Source organism: Streptomyces sp. NPDC046335, from assembly GCF_055587985.1.
In genome coordinates, this window is record NZ_JBVJFF010000002.1 from 466,825 (window position 1) to 484,209 (window position 17,385).

Sequence of the window (17,385 nt, forward strand, 5' to 3'; positions counted from 1 at the left end):
GACTGCTGCGTACTGCTGGTGGGGGCCCGTCTCAGGACTCTCACCCCACCCAACGGATCCTACGGGGCATGCATTCCCGGTCGTGTCCGCGTGTAGGGGAGCAAGTCGGGGCCGGGGAGTGCGGTCGGCCACAGGACCGCCTCGGCTGTCAGCCCTGAGGGTAGGAGTGCGTCAGCAGAACCTTGCCCGCCGGGGGCGAGGACTTGCCCACACAGGCGGCGTCGACGACGTACGCGGACACCTGGGTGGCGTCGGAGTCATGCGGCACCACGACGAGGTAGGCGCGCTTGCCCTCGTACGACCCCTCTTCGGCGGCGAGGGGGGTCCGGTCGCCGATGCCGCGCTGGATGCACTCCGGCACGGGGGCCGTGGTCGCGCGCATCGGTGAGTCCTCCGGGGACTCCGGGCTGGAGCGCGGGCCGAAGGATTGCTGTGAACCGTCCGACTTCTCGCGGCCCGACTCCTTGGTGGAGTTCTTGGCGAGGAGATCGGCCACCTGTCCCTTGAGCCCCTCCTTGGTGATGGAGTCCGCCGAGTCATGCCGTCCCGCGGTGGCGGATGTTCCGCCGTCGTCGCCGATGGCCTGCATCAGCAGGGAGCCGAGGCCGATGGCGGCCGCTGTGAAGACGGCTCCGAACACGGCGGTACGGCGGCGTGAGCGACGGGGCTGCTTCCCTCGGCCGGGGCCGGTGGCGGCACGCGGACGCCCGGCGGGGCGATCGGCCGGTGTTCCGGTGCTTGAGGCCGGCGATGTTTCACGTGAAACATGCGCGGTGGAGGGCGTGGCGGAGGACTCCACAGCGGGCTCGTGTGCCGCTGCGTCCGGGTCGCCGAATTCGTGGTCGTGGGGCGTCGTGGAGTTCAGCAGCGCCTCGACGGCCAGCGCGGCATCGATGCGGCCCGCGATGTCGGCGGGCATGCGTTGCGGCTCCGGCAGGGTGCCGAGTGTGCCGCGGATCTCCTCCAGCGAGGCGTAGACGTCGGCGCAGAGCTCACAGCCGTCCAGATGCCGTCGCACGGCGCTCGTGCGCGACGGAGAAAGGAGACCCTCGGTCAGCTCGGAGATCTCGGTGACCTCCGGGTGCCCGGCCGAGTCGGTCGTGGCTGTCACGCTCGCCCACCTCCGCCCTTCACGGCAGCTGAATCGCTTGGTCCTGCATCGCCCGGTCCTGCATCGCTCGGTCCCGCATCTCTTGGTCCCGCTGCCGGTGGGACGGATGTCCCCTGCGTCCGGTTCCTTTCCGTGGCGGGCTTCTTGCCCCCGCTGCCGTCGCCGCTCTTGGCTGCCTGCGCGCGCGTCTCCGTACGCAGGTGGGTGAGGAGCGGCAGAAGTCTGGCTCTGCCTCGGGCACAGCGGCTCTTGACGGTGCCGCTGGGGACATCGAGGACCCGTGCCGCCTCGGCCACCGGATAGCCCTGCATGTCGACCAGGACGAGGGCGGCTCGCTGATCGTGCGGGAGGGTGCCCAGCGCCTCCACCAGCTCCCGGTGGAGGTCGCCGCGCTCGACCGGAGCGGCCGCGGATTCCTCGGGCTCCAGGAGCTGCTCAAGACGCTCGGTGTCGTCGATCGGCGAGGTCTTGCGGGAGGCCGCCTTGCGCGCACGGTCGAGGCAGGCGTTCACGGTGATGCGGTGCAGCCACGTCGTCACGGCGGACTGCCCGCGGAAGGTGTGCGCCGCCCGGTAGGCGGAGACGAGGGCGTCCTGCACCGCGTCGGCCGCCTCCTCGCGGTCCCCGAGGGTACGCAGGGCCACGGCCCACAGCCGGTCGCGATGGCGCCGGACGATCTCACCGAAGGAGTCCTTGTCGCCGGCGACATGGCGGGCGAGGAGGTCCTTGTCGCTCATGTCGCCGTGCGCGGTGTCGTCCACCGTCGAACCCCCTCCCCCCAGTGCGCTTCGCCGAGCCGATCCCTCAGCCCTTGAACTGCACGTCCGTGATGGCCTGCTTGTAACCGGCCCTGTAGTAACCGTCGGGACCGGAGTTCGGCAGGGCGGTCAGCCACAGGAGCACGTACCGCGACTTCACCGGCTTCTTGGCCGAGATCTTCGCGGTGGTGCCCGACGTGGTGGCGCCACCGATCTTCTTCATCGAATCGATCGGCGCCGAGGGCGTCAAGGAGTCCGTGGCATAAAGCGAGACCGTGGTGTGGGAACCGCCGTATTTGAGAGCTATCGACGCGGCCGAGACGTCCTTGGCCGAGCCGAGGTCGTAGACGATACCGACACCGGGCTTGTACGGGGCGATCTCAGGACCGTCGTTGAACGACTTGGTCCGCCACAGCGAGGAGCTGTCCTTGTCGTAGGTGTTCCGCACGTCCTCCGGGGCCTGGGGGCTGCCCTCGAGGACGTACTCCCGCGCGTCCTGGACGCCGATCGGCTTCTTGGGCCTGGGCTGGTCCTTGTCGCCGCCATCGGTGGTCTGCGTCGTGCCGTCGGAGTCCCCGGAGTTCTCGCGGTCCATCAGGGCGTCCGCGAGCTGCCAGCTGCCGAGGCCGAGCGCAGCGATGAGCAGCGCGGACACGGCCCACTTGAGGGCCTTGCCCGTACGGCTCTGCAGCGGGGGCGGCGGGGGTGCGATGGGCTGGGTGAGGCCGGGGTGGGCCGCAGGGCGGCCGTACGAGCCCTGTTGGTACGTGGTGCGCTGGTACTCGGGGGGCGCGGTGAAGGCGGGCTCCGGCGGGCGGATGCGGGGCATCTCGCCGATGGCCTTGACCAGCTCCTCGGGGGTCGTGCAGGGCGGGTCCTGACGGGACGCGGTCGCCCCGTCGTTGACGAGGGCCCGCATGGCGAGCTCGGAGAGGCCGCGGTGGACTCCGGCGCGCACCTGGTCGGGGGCGATGAGGCCCACGTCCTTGGGCAGGCCCGAGAGGCCGTAGGCGTCATCCTCGTAGGGCCAGCGCTGTGTCAGGGCCGCGTACAGGAGAGCGCCGAGCGCTTCCGTGTCCGTGCGCTGCGGCGTCTCGGACTCGATGCCGCGCAGCGCGGCGTTCACCGCGAGGCCGCGGATGCGGTACTGACCGGTTGAGGTGCGCAGGACGGCCCCCGGGGTCAGCCGCAGATGTGCGAGGCCTTCCCGGTGAGCGGCGGCCATGGCCTGGGACACCTGGCTGACGAGCTGGTACGCCTCGTGTGCCTCCAGCGGGCCCGCCGCGAGGACCGCGGTGAGCTCCGTGGCGTCCGGAAGCCACTCGTGGACGACGTAGACGAGGTCGTTCTCCTCGACGGCGTCCAGGACCTGCACGAAGCGCGGGTCCCCGAGAAGGGCCGAGGAACGCGCCGCGGCCAGCACCGAGCGGGCCCGCGGATGGTCCGCGGGCAGCAGGTGCACGCCGACGGCACGGCGGAGCTTCTCGTCCACCGCACGCCAGCTGCTGAAACCGTCCAGACGGGTGACGCACTCTTCGAGTCGATAGCGTCTGGCGAGCTTGTGACCACTGTGCAGCTCTGGGGGTGAGGTTGTCCCTCGGCTCGTGGGCTCGTCGGTCTCCGCCCCGTCATCGTCAGCTGCCGTGTCCCGCTCCCGGGTCTGGGCCGCCCCGTCGGCCGTGGCCTTCTCCGCCTTGGCGGTCAGCGGCTCGTCACCACTGTTGTCTGCCACGTCGACGGCAGCCGTGCTCCGTTCCGCCACCGTCGTTCCTGCCTCCCCATCCGTTGCGCTTCGTCAGACGCCAAAGCCAATTGTGCCCACAGTCCGGTGCTATGCACGACACGCGGTAGCGAACGATGGTTGTGCGGTAGCGCTCATCTCAGCGTCCGAGACGCCCGCGGACCATGCCGACCATCGAGTTGAGCTCCGCAATCCGCATCTTTCGGGCGGCCACGAAGAACACACCGATGAGTGCGACACCACCCGCGACCAGCGCCACCAGGGAGCTGAGCGCCCCCGTGCCCATGGTCCGCAGGATCGCGAACCCGACGGCACCGCCCACCAGGGCCGCCGGGAGCGACGCCCCGATGAGCCGGGTGTACGTACGTGCCACCTGTGCGCCGTCCAGATCGCCCCCCAGCCGTGCGCGCAGGCGGCGCCATGCCACACCCACTCCGACCACGTAGGCGAGGCCGTAGGCGGCTCCCATGCCGACGACGGCCCACCGGGCGGGCAGGACGAAGAAGCAGAGCGCCGAGGCCGCCGCGTTGACCGCGGCCACGATGACGGTGTTGTAGAACGGCGTGCGCGTGTCCTCGTAGGCGTAGAAGCCGCGCAGGACGACGTACTGGACCGAGTACGGAATAAGGCCGAGTCCGAAGGCCATCAGGGTGTAGCCGATGTTCTGCGCGCCTGAGCCGGAGCCCGCGTACAGCAGCGTCGCCATCGGGACGCCGAGGGCGAGGAAGGCGAAGGCGCACGGCACGATCGCCACCGCCGAGGTGCGCAGCCCGTACGAGATGTCGTCACGGACGGCGGCGGGGTCGCCGTCGTTCGCGGAGCGGGAGATGCGCGGCAGGACGGCGGTCATGACCGAGACCGTGATGATGGCCTGCGGCATCTGCCACAGGAGCAGCGCGTAGTTGTACGCGGTGATGCCCGTGCCGGAGTGGCCCTGGTCGGAGGCGGTCGTGCCGGCGCTGGTGGCCAGCTGGGTGACGACGACCATGCCGATCTGGTTGGCGAGGACGAAGAAGAAGGTCCACTTCGCGAGCCGCGCGGCCTTGCCGAGGCCGTGCCCGCGCCAGTCGAAGCGCAGGCGCAGCTTGAAGCCGGCCTCGCGCAGGTACGGGAGCATGGCCAGCGACTGCACGACGAGGCCGAGCAGCGTGCCGAGGCCGAGGAGGCGGACGCCGTCCGGCGTGATGTTGGCGGGGGCGACGCCCGAGTCGGTGAAGCTGCCGAAGGCCCAGATGAAGGCGCCGAAGGTGGTGATGACCACGATGTTGTTGAGGACCGGGGTCCACATCATGGCGCCGAAGCGGCCGCGGGCGTTGAGGATCTGCCCGAGCACGACGTGCACGCCCATGAAGAACATGGTCGGGATGCAGAAGCGCGCGAACGTGACGGTGACTTCCATGCGGACGGGGTTGTCCGCGATCGTCGGCGACATCAGCCGCACGAACATCGGGGCCGCCACCACACAGATGACGGTGACACCGGCGAGCAGCACCATGACCAGGGTGAGCAGCCGGTTGGCGTAGCCCTCGCCGCCGTCCTCGTCCTTCTTCATGGCGCGTACGAGCTGCGGGATGAACACCGCGTTCAGGGCGCCGCCGCCGACCAGGACGTAGATCATCGTCGGCAGGGTGTTCGCGACCTGGTACGAGTCGTTGAGCGTGGCGACGCCGATCGCTGCCGCCATGACGAGCGTGCGCAGGAAGCCGGTGAGGCGGGAGACGATCGTGCCCGCCGCCATCAGGGCGCTCGACTTCAGCAGGCTCGACGCCCGGCCGCCCGACTTCGCGGCGGGTGCCTGTGCGGGCGCCGGGGCCGGGTCCGGCGCGGGGGCGGGGACGATCGGCTGGTCGGCGGGTGCGTAGCCGCCGTCGAGGGGCTGCTGGTAGCCGCCGCCCTGGGGGTAGCCCTCCTGGTGCCCGTTGCCCTGCTGGTATCCGTTGCCCTGGGGATAGCCCTGGCCCTGGCCCTGCGGGTATCCGTGGCCCTGCGGGTAGTTGCCGTCCTGCTGGTAACCGGCCTGCTGGTAACCGCCCTGCTGATGTCCGCCCTGCTGGTACGCGCCCTGCTGGTAACCGCCCTGCTGGTACTCGGCCTGCTGGTATTCGGTCTGTCGGCCGTGGTACCCGCTGGGCTGCTGGTCGCGGTAGAGATGAGCGAAGGCGTCCGGCTCGTGGTACTCCTCGCCGGCCTGGGTGACCAGGTCGTCGACGCCCACGAACTGCGTCGTACGGGCGTCGTCGCCGTACGGGAGGTGCTGCGTCGGGCCCTCCGGCTCGGGGGCCGGGGGCTGCGCCCAGACACGGGGGTCCGGCGCGTGCTCCGAGACGGGCGGCCGGCCGTAGAGCGGCTGCTGGGGGTAGGTGCCGGGCGGCGGCGGGGGGTGTGCCGCGCGGTCGTAGAGCGCTTCGGCCACCGGGTCCTGGGCGGAGAGGTCCTGCCCGCGGTAGGGATCCTGGTCGTAGGCGTCCTGGAGGTACGTGTCGGGCGCGGGCTGCGGGGGGATCTGCTGCCCGTGGTCGCCGGAGCCCGGGGGCGGGCCGTCGGCCGGGTCAGAGCCACCCGAGCCCTGGCCACGGTCACCGTTGTACGGCGCGTTCATGGATTACCCCACCTCATCGTCCCCGGGCCCACCGGCCACGACATCGCTCAACGGTCCACTCTCTCACCCGTGTCCGATGGGGCGGTGCTTTCCGGAGCGGTGTCCGGTGTCGGGTCACTCGGCTGCTCGGGGTCGCCCTCTCCGGGCGCGGTCCCGTTCCCGTCCTCGGGCCCCTCGTCCGGGCCGTTCTCGGGTCCTTCGTCGGGACCTTCCTCGGATCCCGCGTCCGGGCCCTCCGCGGCCCGCTTGCGCGCCGCGCGCTTGCGCTGCGTGTACATCCGGAACCCGGCGAGCACGAGGAGCAGCAGGCCACCGGCGATGACCAGCATGACCGCGAGGGTGAACTCGGTGACGTTGACCTCGAAGTGCACGGCGTCGCCGTAGGGCTGCCCGTCCTCCGTGTAGAGCTGGGCGTAGACCGGGACCGGGCCGTTGGCCTTGGTCGTGGTGGTGAACTTCACCGACTGGGAGTGCCCGCCGTCGATCTTGACCTGCTTCTCCTCGTACCGCCCGTCACCGATCTTCAGACGGGTGGGATTCGTCGAGTACAGCCGCAGGGTCAGGTGCTCCACGCCCTGCACCAGGTTGTTCTGTACGGACACCGGGATCGTCGCGCTGCGTCCGGAGAGTTTCGCGTCGGACCTCGCGATCAGCGAGACCTGTCCGGTGAGGTCCTCCAGATAGTCCTGGACACCGTCGCGGTACGTGGTGGCCTCCGCCGGGCGGCCGCGCCAGGACGTGGACATCCCGCGGTCTATGGCCCGCCTGAACGGGGTGACCACACGGTCCTTCTTGGTGAGGATCACCTGGAAGCGTTCCAGCATGCCCTGCGTGTCACGGATGGTCGTGAAGGCCGACTGCGGCAGCTCCCGCTTGCGCAGCGCGGCCGGGTACGACGCCGCGGACGGCACCCGGGTCGTGGCCTGCGGGTCCGGCGTCGCCTTCGCCGCGGCGGTCAGCCCCTGAGGCTGTGTCCACGTGCCTTCCTGGAGGGCCGTAAGACCCTTGGCCATCGCCTGGGCCTGGCTGGCCGTGGGCATGCGCTGCGGAGCGATCACGATGCTGCGCTGCTTGCCCGGGACCTGCTGGTTGAGCATGAGGCTCTGGGAGACGAATTTCTGCACGGCGAGCGTGGAGTTCTCGGCCACCGTCATGTCGCCCTCGAACGCGGTGGACAGGCGCGCGTCGGCCACCACCGCCGTCGTACCGCCGCCGATCGGCCTGGCCGCGGTCGGCGCGTACGGAAGGGCCGTGCTCTCCCGCAGGCTGTCGCTGCGGGCGATCACCGTATGGGCGCCCGCCGAGGTGGAGACGTCCACGATCGACGGGTCGACGGCTCCCTCGGCGGGCCACGCGAAGTCCGTGCTCGGCGTGGTGTGCAGAATCCCCTCCACCGCGCTGACACCGGCTTCGGTGGCCTCCTTGAGGTGGCTGAGGGAGCCGGTGACGGTCTTGCCGGTGTGCGCGAGCGACGCGAGGTCGGGGTCGGCGAAGGGGAGGGCGACGACCTTCTTGTCCTTGACGGCGGCTTCGAGGTCGTTCAGCCACTGCTTGGCGACGGCCTGGTGCTTGCCCGCCCTGGTGGTCTTCCCGTCGGAGTTCCGGATCCGATAGCTCTCCGTCATCGCCTCGACCGAGGCGAGCGTGTCCGGGTCGATCACCCACGTGACGTCGAGGTCGCTGCCGAGCGCGAGCAACTGCTGAAGACGTCCGCCCGCGGCCAGCTCGTCGGCCAGTTCATCGTTCTTGAAGACGGGCGTCTGCTGTTCGTCGGACCCGGTCTCCGCGGTGAGATGCGTCTCGGAGATGAGCGGCCAGAGATACGTCGTCTTCGTCTTGGTCTCGGCGGCATCGGGCTGCCACGGCAGAAAGGTGCGCTGAATGCCGAGCACCTGGGGGTAGGGCTGCGCGGCGCTCTGACCGGTGAGGGTCACACCGAGCTGATAGACGCCGTCCGCCCCCAGGTCGAGCGCCTTGACCGGTACGGAGATGCTGAAGTCCGTCCGCACGCCGGGCACGAGCTTGGCGATCTTGTCGACGTACTTGCCGCCCACCTCGGTGCCGTCGGCCCCCGGCTGGAAGCTCTCACGCTTCGCGGCGCTGTCGATGGCGCTCCGGCCGTTGAGAGGCGGTCCGACGCGCAGCCCGACCTTCCCCCCGGTCACCGTCTGCTTGCCGGTGTTGGTGACCGTGCCGGAGACCGTCACCGTGTCGCCCTCGCCGGGAGCGGCGGGGGTGAGCTCGTCCAGCGAGACGTCGACGGGGCCGGAATCAGTGGCGGCGGCCACCGGCGCGCTCGGCACCGCGGCATCCGCGGCCGGACTCACCGGGGCCTGAAGGAGGCCGGCCAGCAAAGGGGTACCCACCAGCAGTGCTGCGGTGCGCCGCAGCCACCGGCGGGCAGGTGTGGGGCTTGTCCCCGGGAAATCTGCCGCCTCGGCCACGCGTTCGCCTATCCCTCGTCGTCAGTGGTCGTCGGTTGTGCGTCCACGCATGGTAACGATGCGCGCTGTGGCGAAGTGCCGCGGACTGGTCCACGTGATCGGAAGAGGTGGCCCCGGCGCCGGAGCGCGCCCTGTACGCCCGTCGGACCCGGCAGGAATCGGTTCGGCTCAGGTGGCCCGGTGCACGTACCCTTTTCTGTTGTGCCGAACGCCAATGAAGACAATCCCAGCGCACTGAGCCAGGTGCAGCGCCGCGCGGTCAGCGAACTGCTGCGGGTGTCCCCTGTCGCGGACGAGCTCGCCCGCCGATTCCAGGAGGCCGGGTTCTCTCTCGCCCTGGTCGGCGGCTCGGTCAGGGACGCCCTCCTTGGCCGGCTCGGCAACGACCTGGACTTCACGACGGACGCCCGCCCCGAGGACGTGCTGAAGATCGTGCGGCCCTGGGCCGACGCCGTATGGGAGGTAGGGATCGCCTTCGGCACGGTCGGCTGCCAGAAGGAGGCCCGCGTCGGAGACACCGACCAGAGCTTCGAGATCGAGGTCACGACCTACCGGTCGGAGGCGTACGACAGGACCTCCCGCAAGCCCGAGGTGTCCTACGGCGACTCCATCGAGGAGGACCTCGTCCGCCGCGACTTCACCGTGAACGCGATGGCCGTGGCGCTGCCCGAGAAGGAGTTCGTCGACCCGCACGGCGGCCTCCAGGACCTGTCGGGGCGTGTCCTGCGCACCCCTGGGACCCCCGAGGAGTCCTTCTCGGACGACCCGCTGCGGATGTTGCGGGCCGCGCGCTTCGCCGCGCAGCTCGACTTCGAGGTGGCGCCCGAGGTCGTCTCCGCGATGAAGGCCATGGCCGAGCGCATCGACATCGTCTCCGCGGAGCGCGTGCGGGACGAGCTCAACAAACTGATCCTCTCCGCGCACCCGCGCCAGGGCCTCGCTCTCCTCGTCGACACCGGCCTCGCGGAGCGGGTTCTGCCGGAGCTGCCCGCGCTCCGGCTGGAGCGGGACGAGCACCACCGCCACAAGGACGTCTACGACCACTCGCTGATCGTCCTGGAGCAGGCGATCGCGCTGGAGACGGACGGCCCCGACCTGACGCTTCGGCTCGCCGCGCTGCTGCATGACATCGGCAAGCCGAAGACCCGGCGCTTCGAGGACGACGGCCGGGTCTCCTTCCACCACCACGAGGTGGTCGGCGCCAAGATGGTCAAGAAGCGCATGACGGCACTCAAGTACTCCAACGAGCTCGTCAAGGACGTTTCACGCCTGGTCGAGCTGCACCTGCGCTTCCACGGCTACGGCACCGGCGAGTGGACGGACTCGGCCGTACGGCGCTACGTGCGCGACGCCGGGCCGCTGCTGGAGCGCCTGCACAAGCTGACCCGCTCGGACTGCACGACGCGCAACAAGCGCAAGGCGAACGCGCTGTCGCACGCGTACGACGGTCTGGAGGAGCGCATCGCCCGGCTCCAGGAGCAGGAGGAGCTGGATTCCATCCGCCCCGATCTCGACGGCAACGAGATCATGGAGGTCCTGGACGTGCGTCCCGGTCCGGTGATCGGCCAGGCCTACAAGTTCCTGCTGGAGCTGAGGCTGGAGAACGGGCCGATGGAGCGGGAGGCGGCGGAGGCGGCGCTCAAGGAATGGTGGGCCGCGCAGAGCTGACCGGGCCCCGGTCGGTGTGTTTCACGTGAAACACACCACCGGTCCCATATACACCGAGGGGCACTGTTTCACGTGAAACAGTGCCCCTCGGCATGAAACCTGTGAACCCTGCGTCAGGTCAGACGCCCTTGGTGCAGAGCAGGAACTCGTCGCCCTTGCCGGTCTCCGCGTAGAAGCCGGTGGCGCCTTCCACCTTGCGGCACTCGGACTCCGCGGTGAGCTGCGTGAAGTGGCCGTCGATCTTCTTGATGACCTTGGACTCCGCCTCGGATGACGAGCAGTCCACGACCTCCATGCGCTGCGAGGAGGAAGAGGCGGCCTTCAGGCAGTCGCCGACCGCCGCGGTCTCCGCGTCATCCCGGCTGGACCACCAGCCGAACGCGATGAGGATCACGACGACCACCGCTCCGGCGGCCCGCAGGTAGGTCTTGATGGGGCGGCGCCGCGGCTGGGGCGGAGGCACCGGCCCGCCCTGGTTGAAGCCCGGATACGGCTGCTGCGGGACGCCGGGCTGGCCCTGCTGCGGAGGGTAAGGGGCGCCGCCCTGCGGCTGACCGTAGGGGTTCTGGCCCTGCGGCTGGCCATAGGGGTTCTGACCCTGGGGCGGGTAAGGAGCTTGGCCCTGGGGCGGCGGCGGAGTGGTCACTTTGGGAATCCCCCTAGAACGAGAGCGCGATGGCGCGGATACGACGTCCGTAAGTTACCGAGGCGGGGTGGCCTCTCAGAAGCCGAGAGAGGCTCTGTGGCACTGATGTGACACTTACTGCACGTCAAACCGGGCCATAGACGCAGCAACCGCTGCGTAGAGCAGCGCCACCCCGATGACCAGTGGGGCCGATCGTCCGTCCGGGGGCAGGACCAGCGCCGCCACCGCGGCCGCTCCCACGAAGGCGACGTTGAAGAGGACGTCGTAGAGGGAGAAGATCCGGCCACGGAAGCCGTCGTCCACCGTGGACTGCACCACCGTGTCCGTGGCGATCTTCGCGCCCTGGGTCGTCAGGCCGAGGGCGAAGGCGGCGACCAGGAGGGGTGCGGGCGCGAAGAACAGGCCGAGTGCCGGTTCCAGGACCGCTGCCGAGCCCGCGCAGACGACGATCCAGCCGCCGGCCCCGAAGCGTCCCACCGCGGCCGGTGTGACCACGGCCGCCACGAAGAAGCCCGCCCCGGAGACGCCGAGGGCGAGCCCGAGCAGCGCGAGCCCCTCGGACTCCGATGACGACCAGGCGTACCGGCACAGCATCAGGACCATGACCGTCAGGGCGCCGTAGCAGAACCGCAGCACCGTCATGGCGGCGAGCGCGCGCAGGGCCGCCGGGCGTTGCCGCAGGTGCCGGAGGCCAGAGCTGAGCCCGCGGGCCGTGCCGGCGAGCGCCGCCGCGAGCCGTGGCCGGGCCGGGCCGGGATCGGGGCCGAGCAGTTCGCGGGCCATGCGCAGCGAGGCGAACGCGGCACACAGGTAGAGGGTTGCCGCGAGGAGGACCACCGCCGCGTCGGAGTCCGACGCCACCAGACGTACGACGAAGGCGAGGCCACCGCCCGCGGTCGCGGCGAGGGTCCCCGCGGTCGGCGAGAGGGAATTGGCGATGACCAGGCGGTCCGTGTCGACCACACGGGGAAGGGCGGCGGAAAGACCGGCCAGGACGAAGCGGTTGACGGCCGTGACGCAGAGCGCGGAGGCGTAGAAGAGCCAGTCGGGTACGCCGCTGAGCATCAGCACGGCGGTCAGCGCGGCGAGCGCGGTCCGCAGGAGGTTGCCGTACAGGAAGACCTGGCGGCGCTGCCAGCGGTCGAGCAGGACCCCGGCGAAGGGTCCGACCAGCGAGTACGGGAGGAGCAGCACGGCCATGGCCGAGGCGATCGCCCCTGGTGAGGCCTGTTTCTCGGGGGAGAAGACGACGTAGGTGGCGAGCGCGACCTGGTAGACCCCGTCGGCGCTCTGGGAGACCAGCCGTACGGCGAGCAGACGTCGGAAGTCCCGCAGGCGCAGAAGGACACGCAGGTCACCGACGACAGCCATGGGACTCACCCTCGTATTAGGACTCACATGCGAGGAGGGCCCCCGAGCGCAATGCCCGGGGACCCTCGACGCGCGGCAAGGAAGGGGCGCTTAGCGCTCGACCTCGCCCTTGATGAACTTCTCGACGTTGTCGTACGCCTCGTCGTCGAAGTACTGGACCGGCGGGGACTTCATGAAGTACGAGGACGCGGAGAGGATCGGGCCGCCGACACCGCGGTCCTTGGCGATCTTCGCGGCGCGCAGGGCGTCGATGATGACACCCGCCGAGTTCGGGGAGTCCCAGACCTCGAGCTTGTACTCCAGGTTCAGCGGGACGTCACCGAAGGCGCGGCCTTCGAGGCGGACGTACGCCCACTTGCGGTCGTCGAGCCACGCGACGTAGTCCGACGGGCCGATGTGGACGTTGTCCTCGCCCAGGTCGCGGTCGCGGATCTGCGACGTGACGGCCTGCGTCTTCGAGATCTTCTTCGACTCGAGGCGGTCGCGCTCCAACATGTTCTTGAAGTCCATGTTGCCGCCGACGTTCAGCTGCATGGTGCGCTCGAGGCGGACACCGCGGTCCTCGAACAGCTTCGCCATCACACGGTGCGTGATGGTGGCGCCGACCTGCGACTTGATGTCGTCGCCGACGATCGGGACACCGGCCTCGGTGAACTTGTCCGCCCACTCCTTGGTGCCGGCGATGAAGACCGGCAGAGCGTTGACGAACGCGACCTTGGCGTCGATGGCGCACTGCGCGTAGAACTTCGCGGCGTCCTCGGACCCGACGGGCAGGTAGCAGACGAGGACGTCGACCTTGCGGTCCTTGAGGATCTGGACGATGTCGACCGGAGCCTCGTCGGACTCCTCGATGGTCTGGCGGTAGTACTTGCCCAGGCCGTCGAGGGTGTGGCCGCGCTGGACGGAGACGCCCTTGCTCGGCACGTCGCAGATCTTGATGGTGTTGTTCTCGCTGGCGCCGATGGCGTCCGAAAGGTCGAGGCCGACCTTCTTCGCGTCGACGTCGAAGGCGGCGACGAACTCGACGTCACCGACGTGGTACTCGCCGAACTGGACGTGCATCAGGCCCGGGACCTTGGCGTCCGGGTCGGCGTCCTTGTAGTACTCGACGCCTTGGACCAGCGAGGCGGCGCAGTTGCCCACGCCGACGATGGCTACGCGAACCGAACCCATTCCGGTTGCTCCCTGTGTGATCTCGGTATTCCGGATGAGACCCGGCGGAATGCTGGGTCTCACTTGGTGGGGTCATCGGACGGATCCGGCGGCGGGTCGTTCTCCCGCCGCCGGGGCAGGCCCGCCGACTCCCCGGATGTGCTGTCCTGCTGAGCGGAACCCTGGGAGGCGGACCGTTGCTGGTCCCGCCCCGCGCGTTCGCTCTCGATGAGCTCGTTCAGCCAGCGCACTTCGCGCTCCACGGACTCCATGCCGTGCCGCTGCAGCTCAAGCGTGTAGTCGTCGAGGCGCTCCCGGGTACGGGCCAGGGAGGCGCGCATCTTCTCCAGACGCTCTTCGAGGCGGCTGCGGCGGCCCTCGAGCACCCGCATGCGTACGTCCCGCGAGGTCTGGCCGAAGAAGGCGAAGCGGGCGGCGAAGTGCTCGTCCTCGTACGCGTCGGGGCCGGTCTGCGAGAGCAGGTCCTCGAAGTGTTCCTTACCTTCCGCCGTCAACCGATAGACGATCTTGGCGCGACGCCCTGTGAGTGGAGCGGCGAGGGCGTCCTCGGAAGTGCTGCCCGTTTCCTCGATCAACCAGCCGTTGGCGACCAGCGTCTTGAGGCAGGGGTAGAGCGTCCCGTAGCTGAAGGCGCGGAACACTCCCAGCGATGTATTGAGGCGTTTCCGCAGCTCATAGCCGTGCATCGGGGACTCGCGGAGCAGTCCGAGGACGGCGAATTCCAGGATGCCGGAGCGCCTGCTCATCTTCGCCTCCCGTCTGCCGCGGTCCTTCAGTACGGCCTTTATGCCGAGCTGATGTATCGACTCGATACATCGAGACGATAGAACGGTGACCGGGCTGAGACAAGAGGGGGCACGGTGAACGGCGTCACATCACCGATTCGTAGGAAGGAACTTGCCTGATTTGGGGTGAACTTCGGCTCTAGGAGGTTTTGACGGTGCGTAGTCTGTGCGCCATGTATGCCACCGGGAACCATGTGACGCCAGGGAGCGTCGTCGTCCCTGGTGTAGTGCGGGTGGGCGCCAGAATGGGCGCATCCGCACTTCGGGGGGACCGGAAACCAGCCGCCGTTTCCAGGCGCGGACAGCTGCGCCTGCCCGAGGAGTAATCGTTCGATGAGCGAGCACCGTCGCAAACCGCCGCAGCCGCAGGGCGGCGGACGCGCCGCGGCCAGGCGTGGCGCCCCAGGAGTGCCGTCGGGCCGCCGCGCGGCCCCGCGAGATGCCACCGGATCGCCTTCTTCCTCCCATGAGCCGCACGGATCCGGGACCGGAGACGGCGCAGACCGTCCCTACGGCGGCCGGGCCGAGGCCCGGCGCGCCGCCCAGCGCAGCGGCTCGGTCGGTGCGAACGTCGGCCGCCGCCGGGCTGCCGACGGCGCCGGCGGCGGGCGCGGCGGTGGCGGCGGCCGTCGTGGTGGCGGCGGAGCCGGGGGCGCCGGTGGGGCCGGGCGCGGCAGGGGCCGTGGTCCGCAGCCGCCCGGCAAGAAGCGGTTCATCGACTATCCGCGCGCGGGCAGGCGGGGCGCACGGCGCTGGGTGCCGTCGTGGCGCCTGGTCTCCGGCCTGTTCATCGGCTTCCTCGGCAGCTTGATGGCGGTCGCCGGCATCTCGTACGCCCTGGTGGAGGTGCCGGAGGTCGACAAGGCCGCCACGGCCCAGAACAACGTCTACTTCTGGGACGACAACACGCAGATGGTCGCGACGGGCGGTGAGCGCAACCGGCAGATCATCGACTACGACGACATCCCCGAAGAGATGCGCTACGCCGTCATGTCGGCGGAGAACAAGACGTTCGAGGACGACAAGGGCGTCGACCCCATGGGCATCACGCGTGCCCTGGTCAACATGGCCAAGGGCGGGCAGACCCAGGGTGGCTCCACGATCACCCAGCAGTACGTGAAGAACGCGCGCCTGGGCGACCAGTCGCAGACGTTCAGCCGTAAGTTCAAAGAGCTCTTCATCTCCATAAAGGTCGGCCGGACCGTCTCCAAGGAAGCCATCATGGCCGGCTACCTCAACACCGCCTATTACGGGCGTGGGGCGTACGGCATCCAGGCGGCCGCCCGGGCGTACTTCGACAAGGAAGCCAAGGAGCTCAACCCGAGCGAGTGCGCTCTCCTCGCGACGGTGCTCAAGGGCGCCACGTACTACGACCCCGCCGGTGCCCCCGAGATCGATCCCGCGGCCAGCAAGGAAGACAACACCGCGCGCGCCAAGAAGCGGTGGAAGTGGATCCTCGACGAAGAGGTCAAGGACGGCCATCTGACGGCGGAGCGGCGGAACAAGTACACGACGTTCCCCAAGCTCCAGAACCCGCGGTCCAACATCGACCTGGCCGGCCAGACCGGCTACCTCGTGGACCTGGCCAAGGCGTACGTCATAAAGAACACCGACATCACCGACGAGCAGCTCCGGCAGGGCGGCTACGAGATCCACACGACCTTCAACAAGGAGAAGGTCAAGGCGCTCGAGAAGTCGGTGAACAAGGTCCGCGAGGCGAAGATCAAGCCGAAGCTGCGGCCGGACAAGGACACGCACGTCCAGTTCGGCGGCGCCTCCGTGGATCCGAAGGACGGCGCGATCAAGGCCATCTACGGCGGTGAGGACGCGACGAAGCACTTCACCAACAACGCCGACCAGACCGGTGCGCAGGTCGGTTCGACGTACAAGCCGTTCGTGCTGGCCGCGGCCTTCAAGCACGGTGTGCGCGACCCCGACGGCCCCGAGGAGCAGGGCGACGCCCAGCGCACGGTCGTCAACCCGAAGAGCCTGTACAGCGGCAAGAACGAGCTGAAGATCCAGAACTACGACGGAAGCGTCTGGACCGACCGCGACGGCAAGCAGTGGAACCAGAAGAACGACGGTGACCAGTCGTACAACCGGCCGACCTACCAGATCGACCTGCGTGAGGCGATGCGGGAGTCGGTCAACTCGGCGTATGTGCAGCTGGGCATGGACGTCGGCCTGGACAAGGTCAAGCAGACGGCCATCGAGGCCGGCCTCAAGGACGACACCTCCATGGCCAGCGCCAACTACCCGTCGTTCTCGCTCGGCACCTCCTCACCGAGCGCGATCCGCATGGCCGGGGCGTACTCGACGTTCGCGGCCAGCGGCAAGCAGAACGAGCCGTACTCGGTCTCCGAGGTCCAGCACAAGGGCAACTCGGTCTACGAGCACCCGAGCAAGACCCAGCAGGCCTTCTCCCCGGAGGTGGCCGACAACGTCACCGACGTGCTGAGGACCGTCGTGGAGAAGGGCACCGGCACCTCGGCCCAGCTCGGCAACCGGCAGGTGGCCGGCAAGACCGGTACGACGGACGGCAACAAGTCCGCCTGGTTCGTCGGATACACCCCCCAGCTGTCGACGGCGGTCAGCATGTACCGGCTCGACGACGACGAGACCAACAAGAAGCGCCAGTTCCTGGAGATGTTCGGCACGGGTGGCGAGGCGAAGATCCACGGCGCCTCGTTCCCCGCGCAGATCTGGCAGGACTACATGAAGCAGGCGCTCAAGGGCGTTCCTCCGAAGCCCTTCCCGGTGCCGGAACCGATCGGCGACATCGTCGGTGAGACGCCGCCTCCGCCGCCGTCCCCGTCCGCGACCGAGGAGGAGACGAAGGAGCCTACGTCGGCACCGCCCTCGGAGACCGAGACGACGAAACCGCCCACGAAGTCCCCCGAGCCCAGCGATACCTGCGACCAGTTCGACTGGGACTGCAACCACAACGGTGGCGCGGACGGTGGAGGCGACGACGGCGGTCCGGGTGGCGGACCGGGTGGTGGCCCGGGCGATGAGTCGTCACCGGCCACACAGGATCCGCCGGGCCAAGAGGACGGCGGAGGGATCTTCGACTGACGCCGGCCTGACCG

Annotated in this window: 11 protein-coding genes; 2 read left to right on the top strand and 9 right to left on the bottom strand. The window is 69.4% G+C overall.

The annotated features are described in order from the left end of the window. Window positions 1–148: 148 nt before the first annotated feature. From ACZ6JY_RS05935 to ACZ6JY_RS05955, 5 genes are all read right to left on the bottom strand, one after another. Window positions 149–1,111: an anti-sigma factor family protein gene (locus ACZ6JY_RS05935; protein ID WP_469192639.1), complete on the bottom strand. Its 963-nt coding sequence runs from the start codon at window positions 1,109–1,111 to the stop codon at window positions 149–151. Further along, complete coding sequence (gene sigM, locus ACZ6JY_RS05940; protein ID WP_469193019.1) at window positions 1,108–1,848, bottom strand: RNA polymerase sigma factor SigM; 741 nt, start codon at window positions 1,846–1,848, stop codon at window positions 1,108–1,110. Before sigM ends, ACZ6JY_RS05935 begins: the two co-directional genes overlap by 4 nt. Window positions 1,849–1,915: 67 nt before the next feature. Beyond that, a complete protein-coding gene (locus ACZ6JY_RS05945; protein ID WP_469192640.1) occupies window positions 1,916–3,631 on the bottom strand; it encodes a protein kinase family protein in 1,716 nt (571 codons plus the stop codon). Between the two features lie 118 nt (window positions 3,632–3,749). Beyond that, window positions 3,750–6,209, bottom strand: a complete 2,460-nt coding sequence (murJ, locus tag ACZ6JY_RS05950) for a murein biosynthesis integral membrane protein MurJ (RefSeq protein WP_469192642.1) — start codon at window positions 6,207–6,209, stop codon at window positions 3,750–3,752. Window positions 6,210–6,256: 47 nt separating this feature from the next. After that, window positions 6,257–8,653 carry a DUF6049 family protein gene (locus ACZ6JY_RS05955; protein ID WP_469192644.1) on the bottom strand — a complete coding sequence of 799 codons (2,397 nt, stop codon included), beginning with the start codon at window positions 8,651–8,653 and terminating at the stop codon, window positions 6,257–6,259. Between the two features lie 201 nt (window positions 8,654–8,854). Between ACZ6JY_RS05955 and ACZ6JY_RS05960 the strand changes: the two genes are divergently transcribed. Beyond that, window positions 8,855–10,321 carry a CCA tRNA nucleotidyltransferase gene (locus ACZ6JY_RS05960; protein ID WP_469192645.1) on the top strand — a complete coding sequence of 489 codons (1,467 nt, stop codon included), beginning with the start codon at window positions 8,855–8,857 and terminating at the stop codon, window positions 10,319–10,321. Between the two features lie 118 nt (window positions 10,322–10,439). On the opposite strand, the gene ACZ6JY_RS05965 is transcribed toward ACZ6JY_RS05960, so the two are convergent. From ACZ6JY_RS05965 to ACZ6JY_RS05980, 4 genes are all read right to left on the bottom strand, one after another. Then, entirely contained in the window at window positions 10,440–10,967 is a 528-nt protein-coding gene (locus ACZ6JY_RS05965) for an LppU/SCO3897 family protein (RefSeq protein ID WP_469192647.1), read from the bottom strand. A 114-nt stretch (window positions 10,968–11,081) separates the two neighbouring features. Next, the gene (locus ACZ6JY_RS05970; RefSeq protein WP_469192649.1) at window positions 11,082–12,338 is read right to left on the bottom strand and encodes an MFS transporter; all 1,257 of its coding nucleotides are present in this window, start codon (window positions 12,336–12,338) and stop codon (window positions 11,082–11,084) included. Window positions 12,339–12,428: 90 nt separating this feature from the next. After that, window positions 12,429–13,511 (bottom strand): inositol-3-phosphate synthase, encoded by a 1,083-nt coding sequence (locus ACZ6JY_RS05975; RefSeq protein ID WP_469192651.1) that lies wholly within the window; start codon window positions 13,509–13,511, stop codon window positions 12,429–12,431. Between the two features lie 59 nt (window positions 13,512–13,570). After that, window positions 13,571–14,257, bottom strand: coding sequence for a PadR family transcriptional regulator (locus ACZ6JY_RS05980; RefSeq protein ID WP_469192653.1), 687 nt, complete (start codon window positions 14,255–14,257; stop codon window positions 13,571–13,573). Window positions 14,258–14,629: 372 nt separating this feature from the next. Here ACZ6JY_RS05980 and ACZ6JY_RS05985 point away from each other — a divergent pair, with 372 nt between their 5' ends. Next, window positions 14,630–17,371 (top strand): transglycosylase domain-containing protein, encoded by a 2,742-nt coding sequence (locus ACZ6JY_RS05985; RefSeq protein ID WP_469192655.1) that lies wholly within the window; start codon window positions 14,630–14,632, stop codon window positions 17,369–17,371. The last annotated feature ends 14 nt before the right edge of the window (window positions 17,372–17,385 follow it).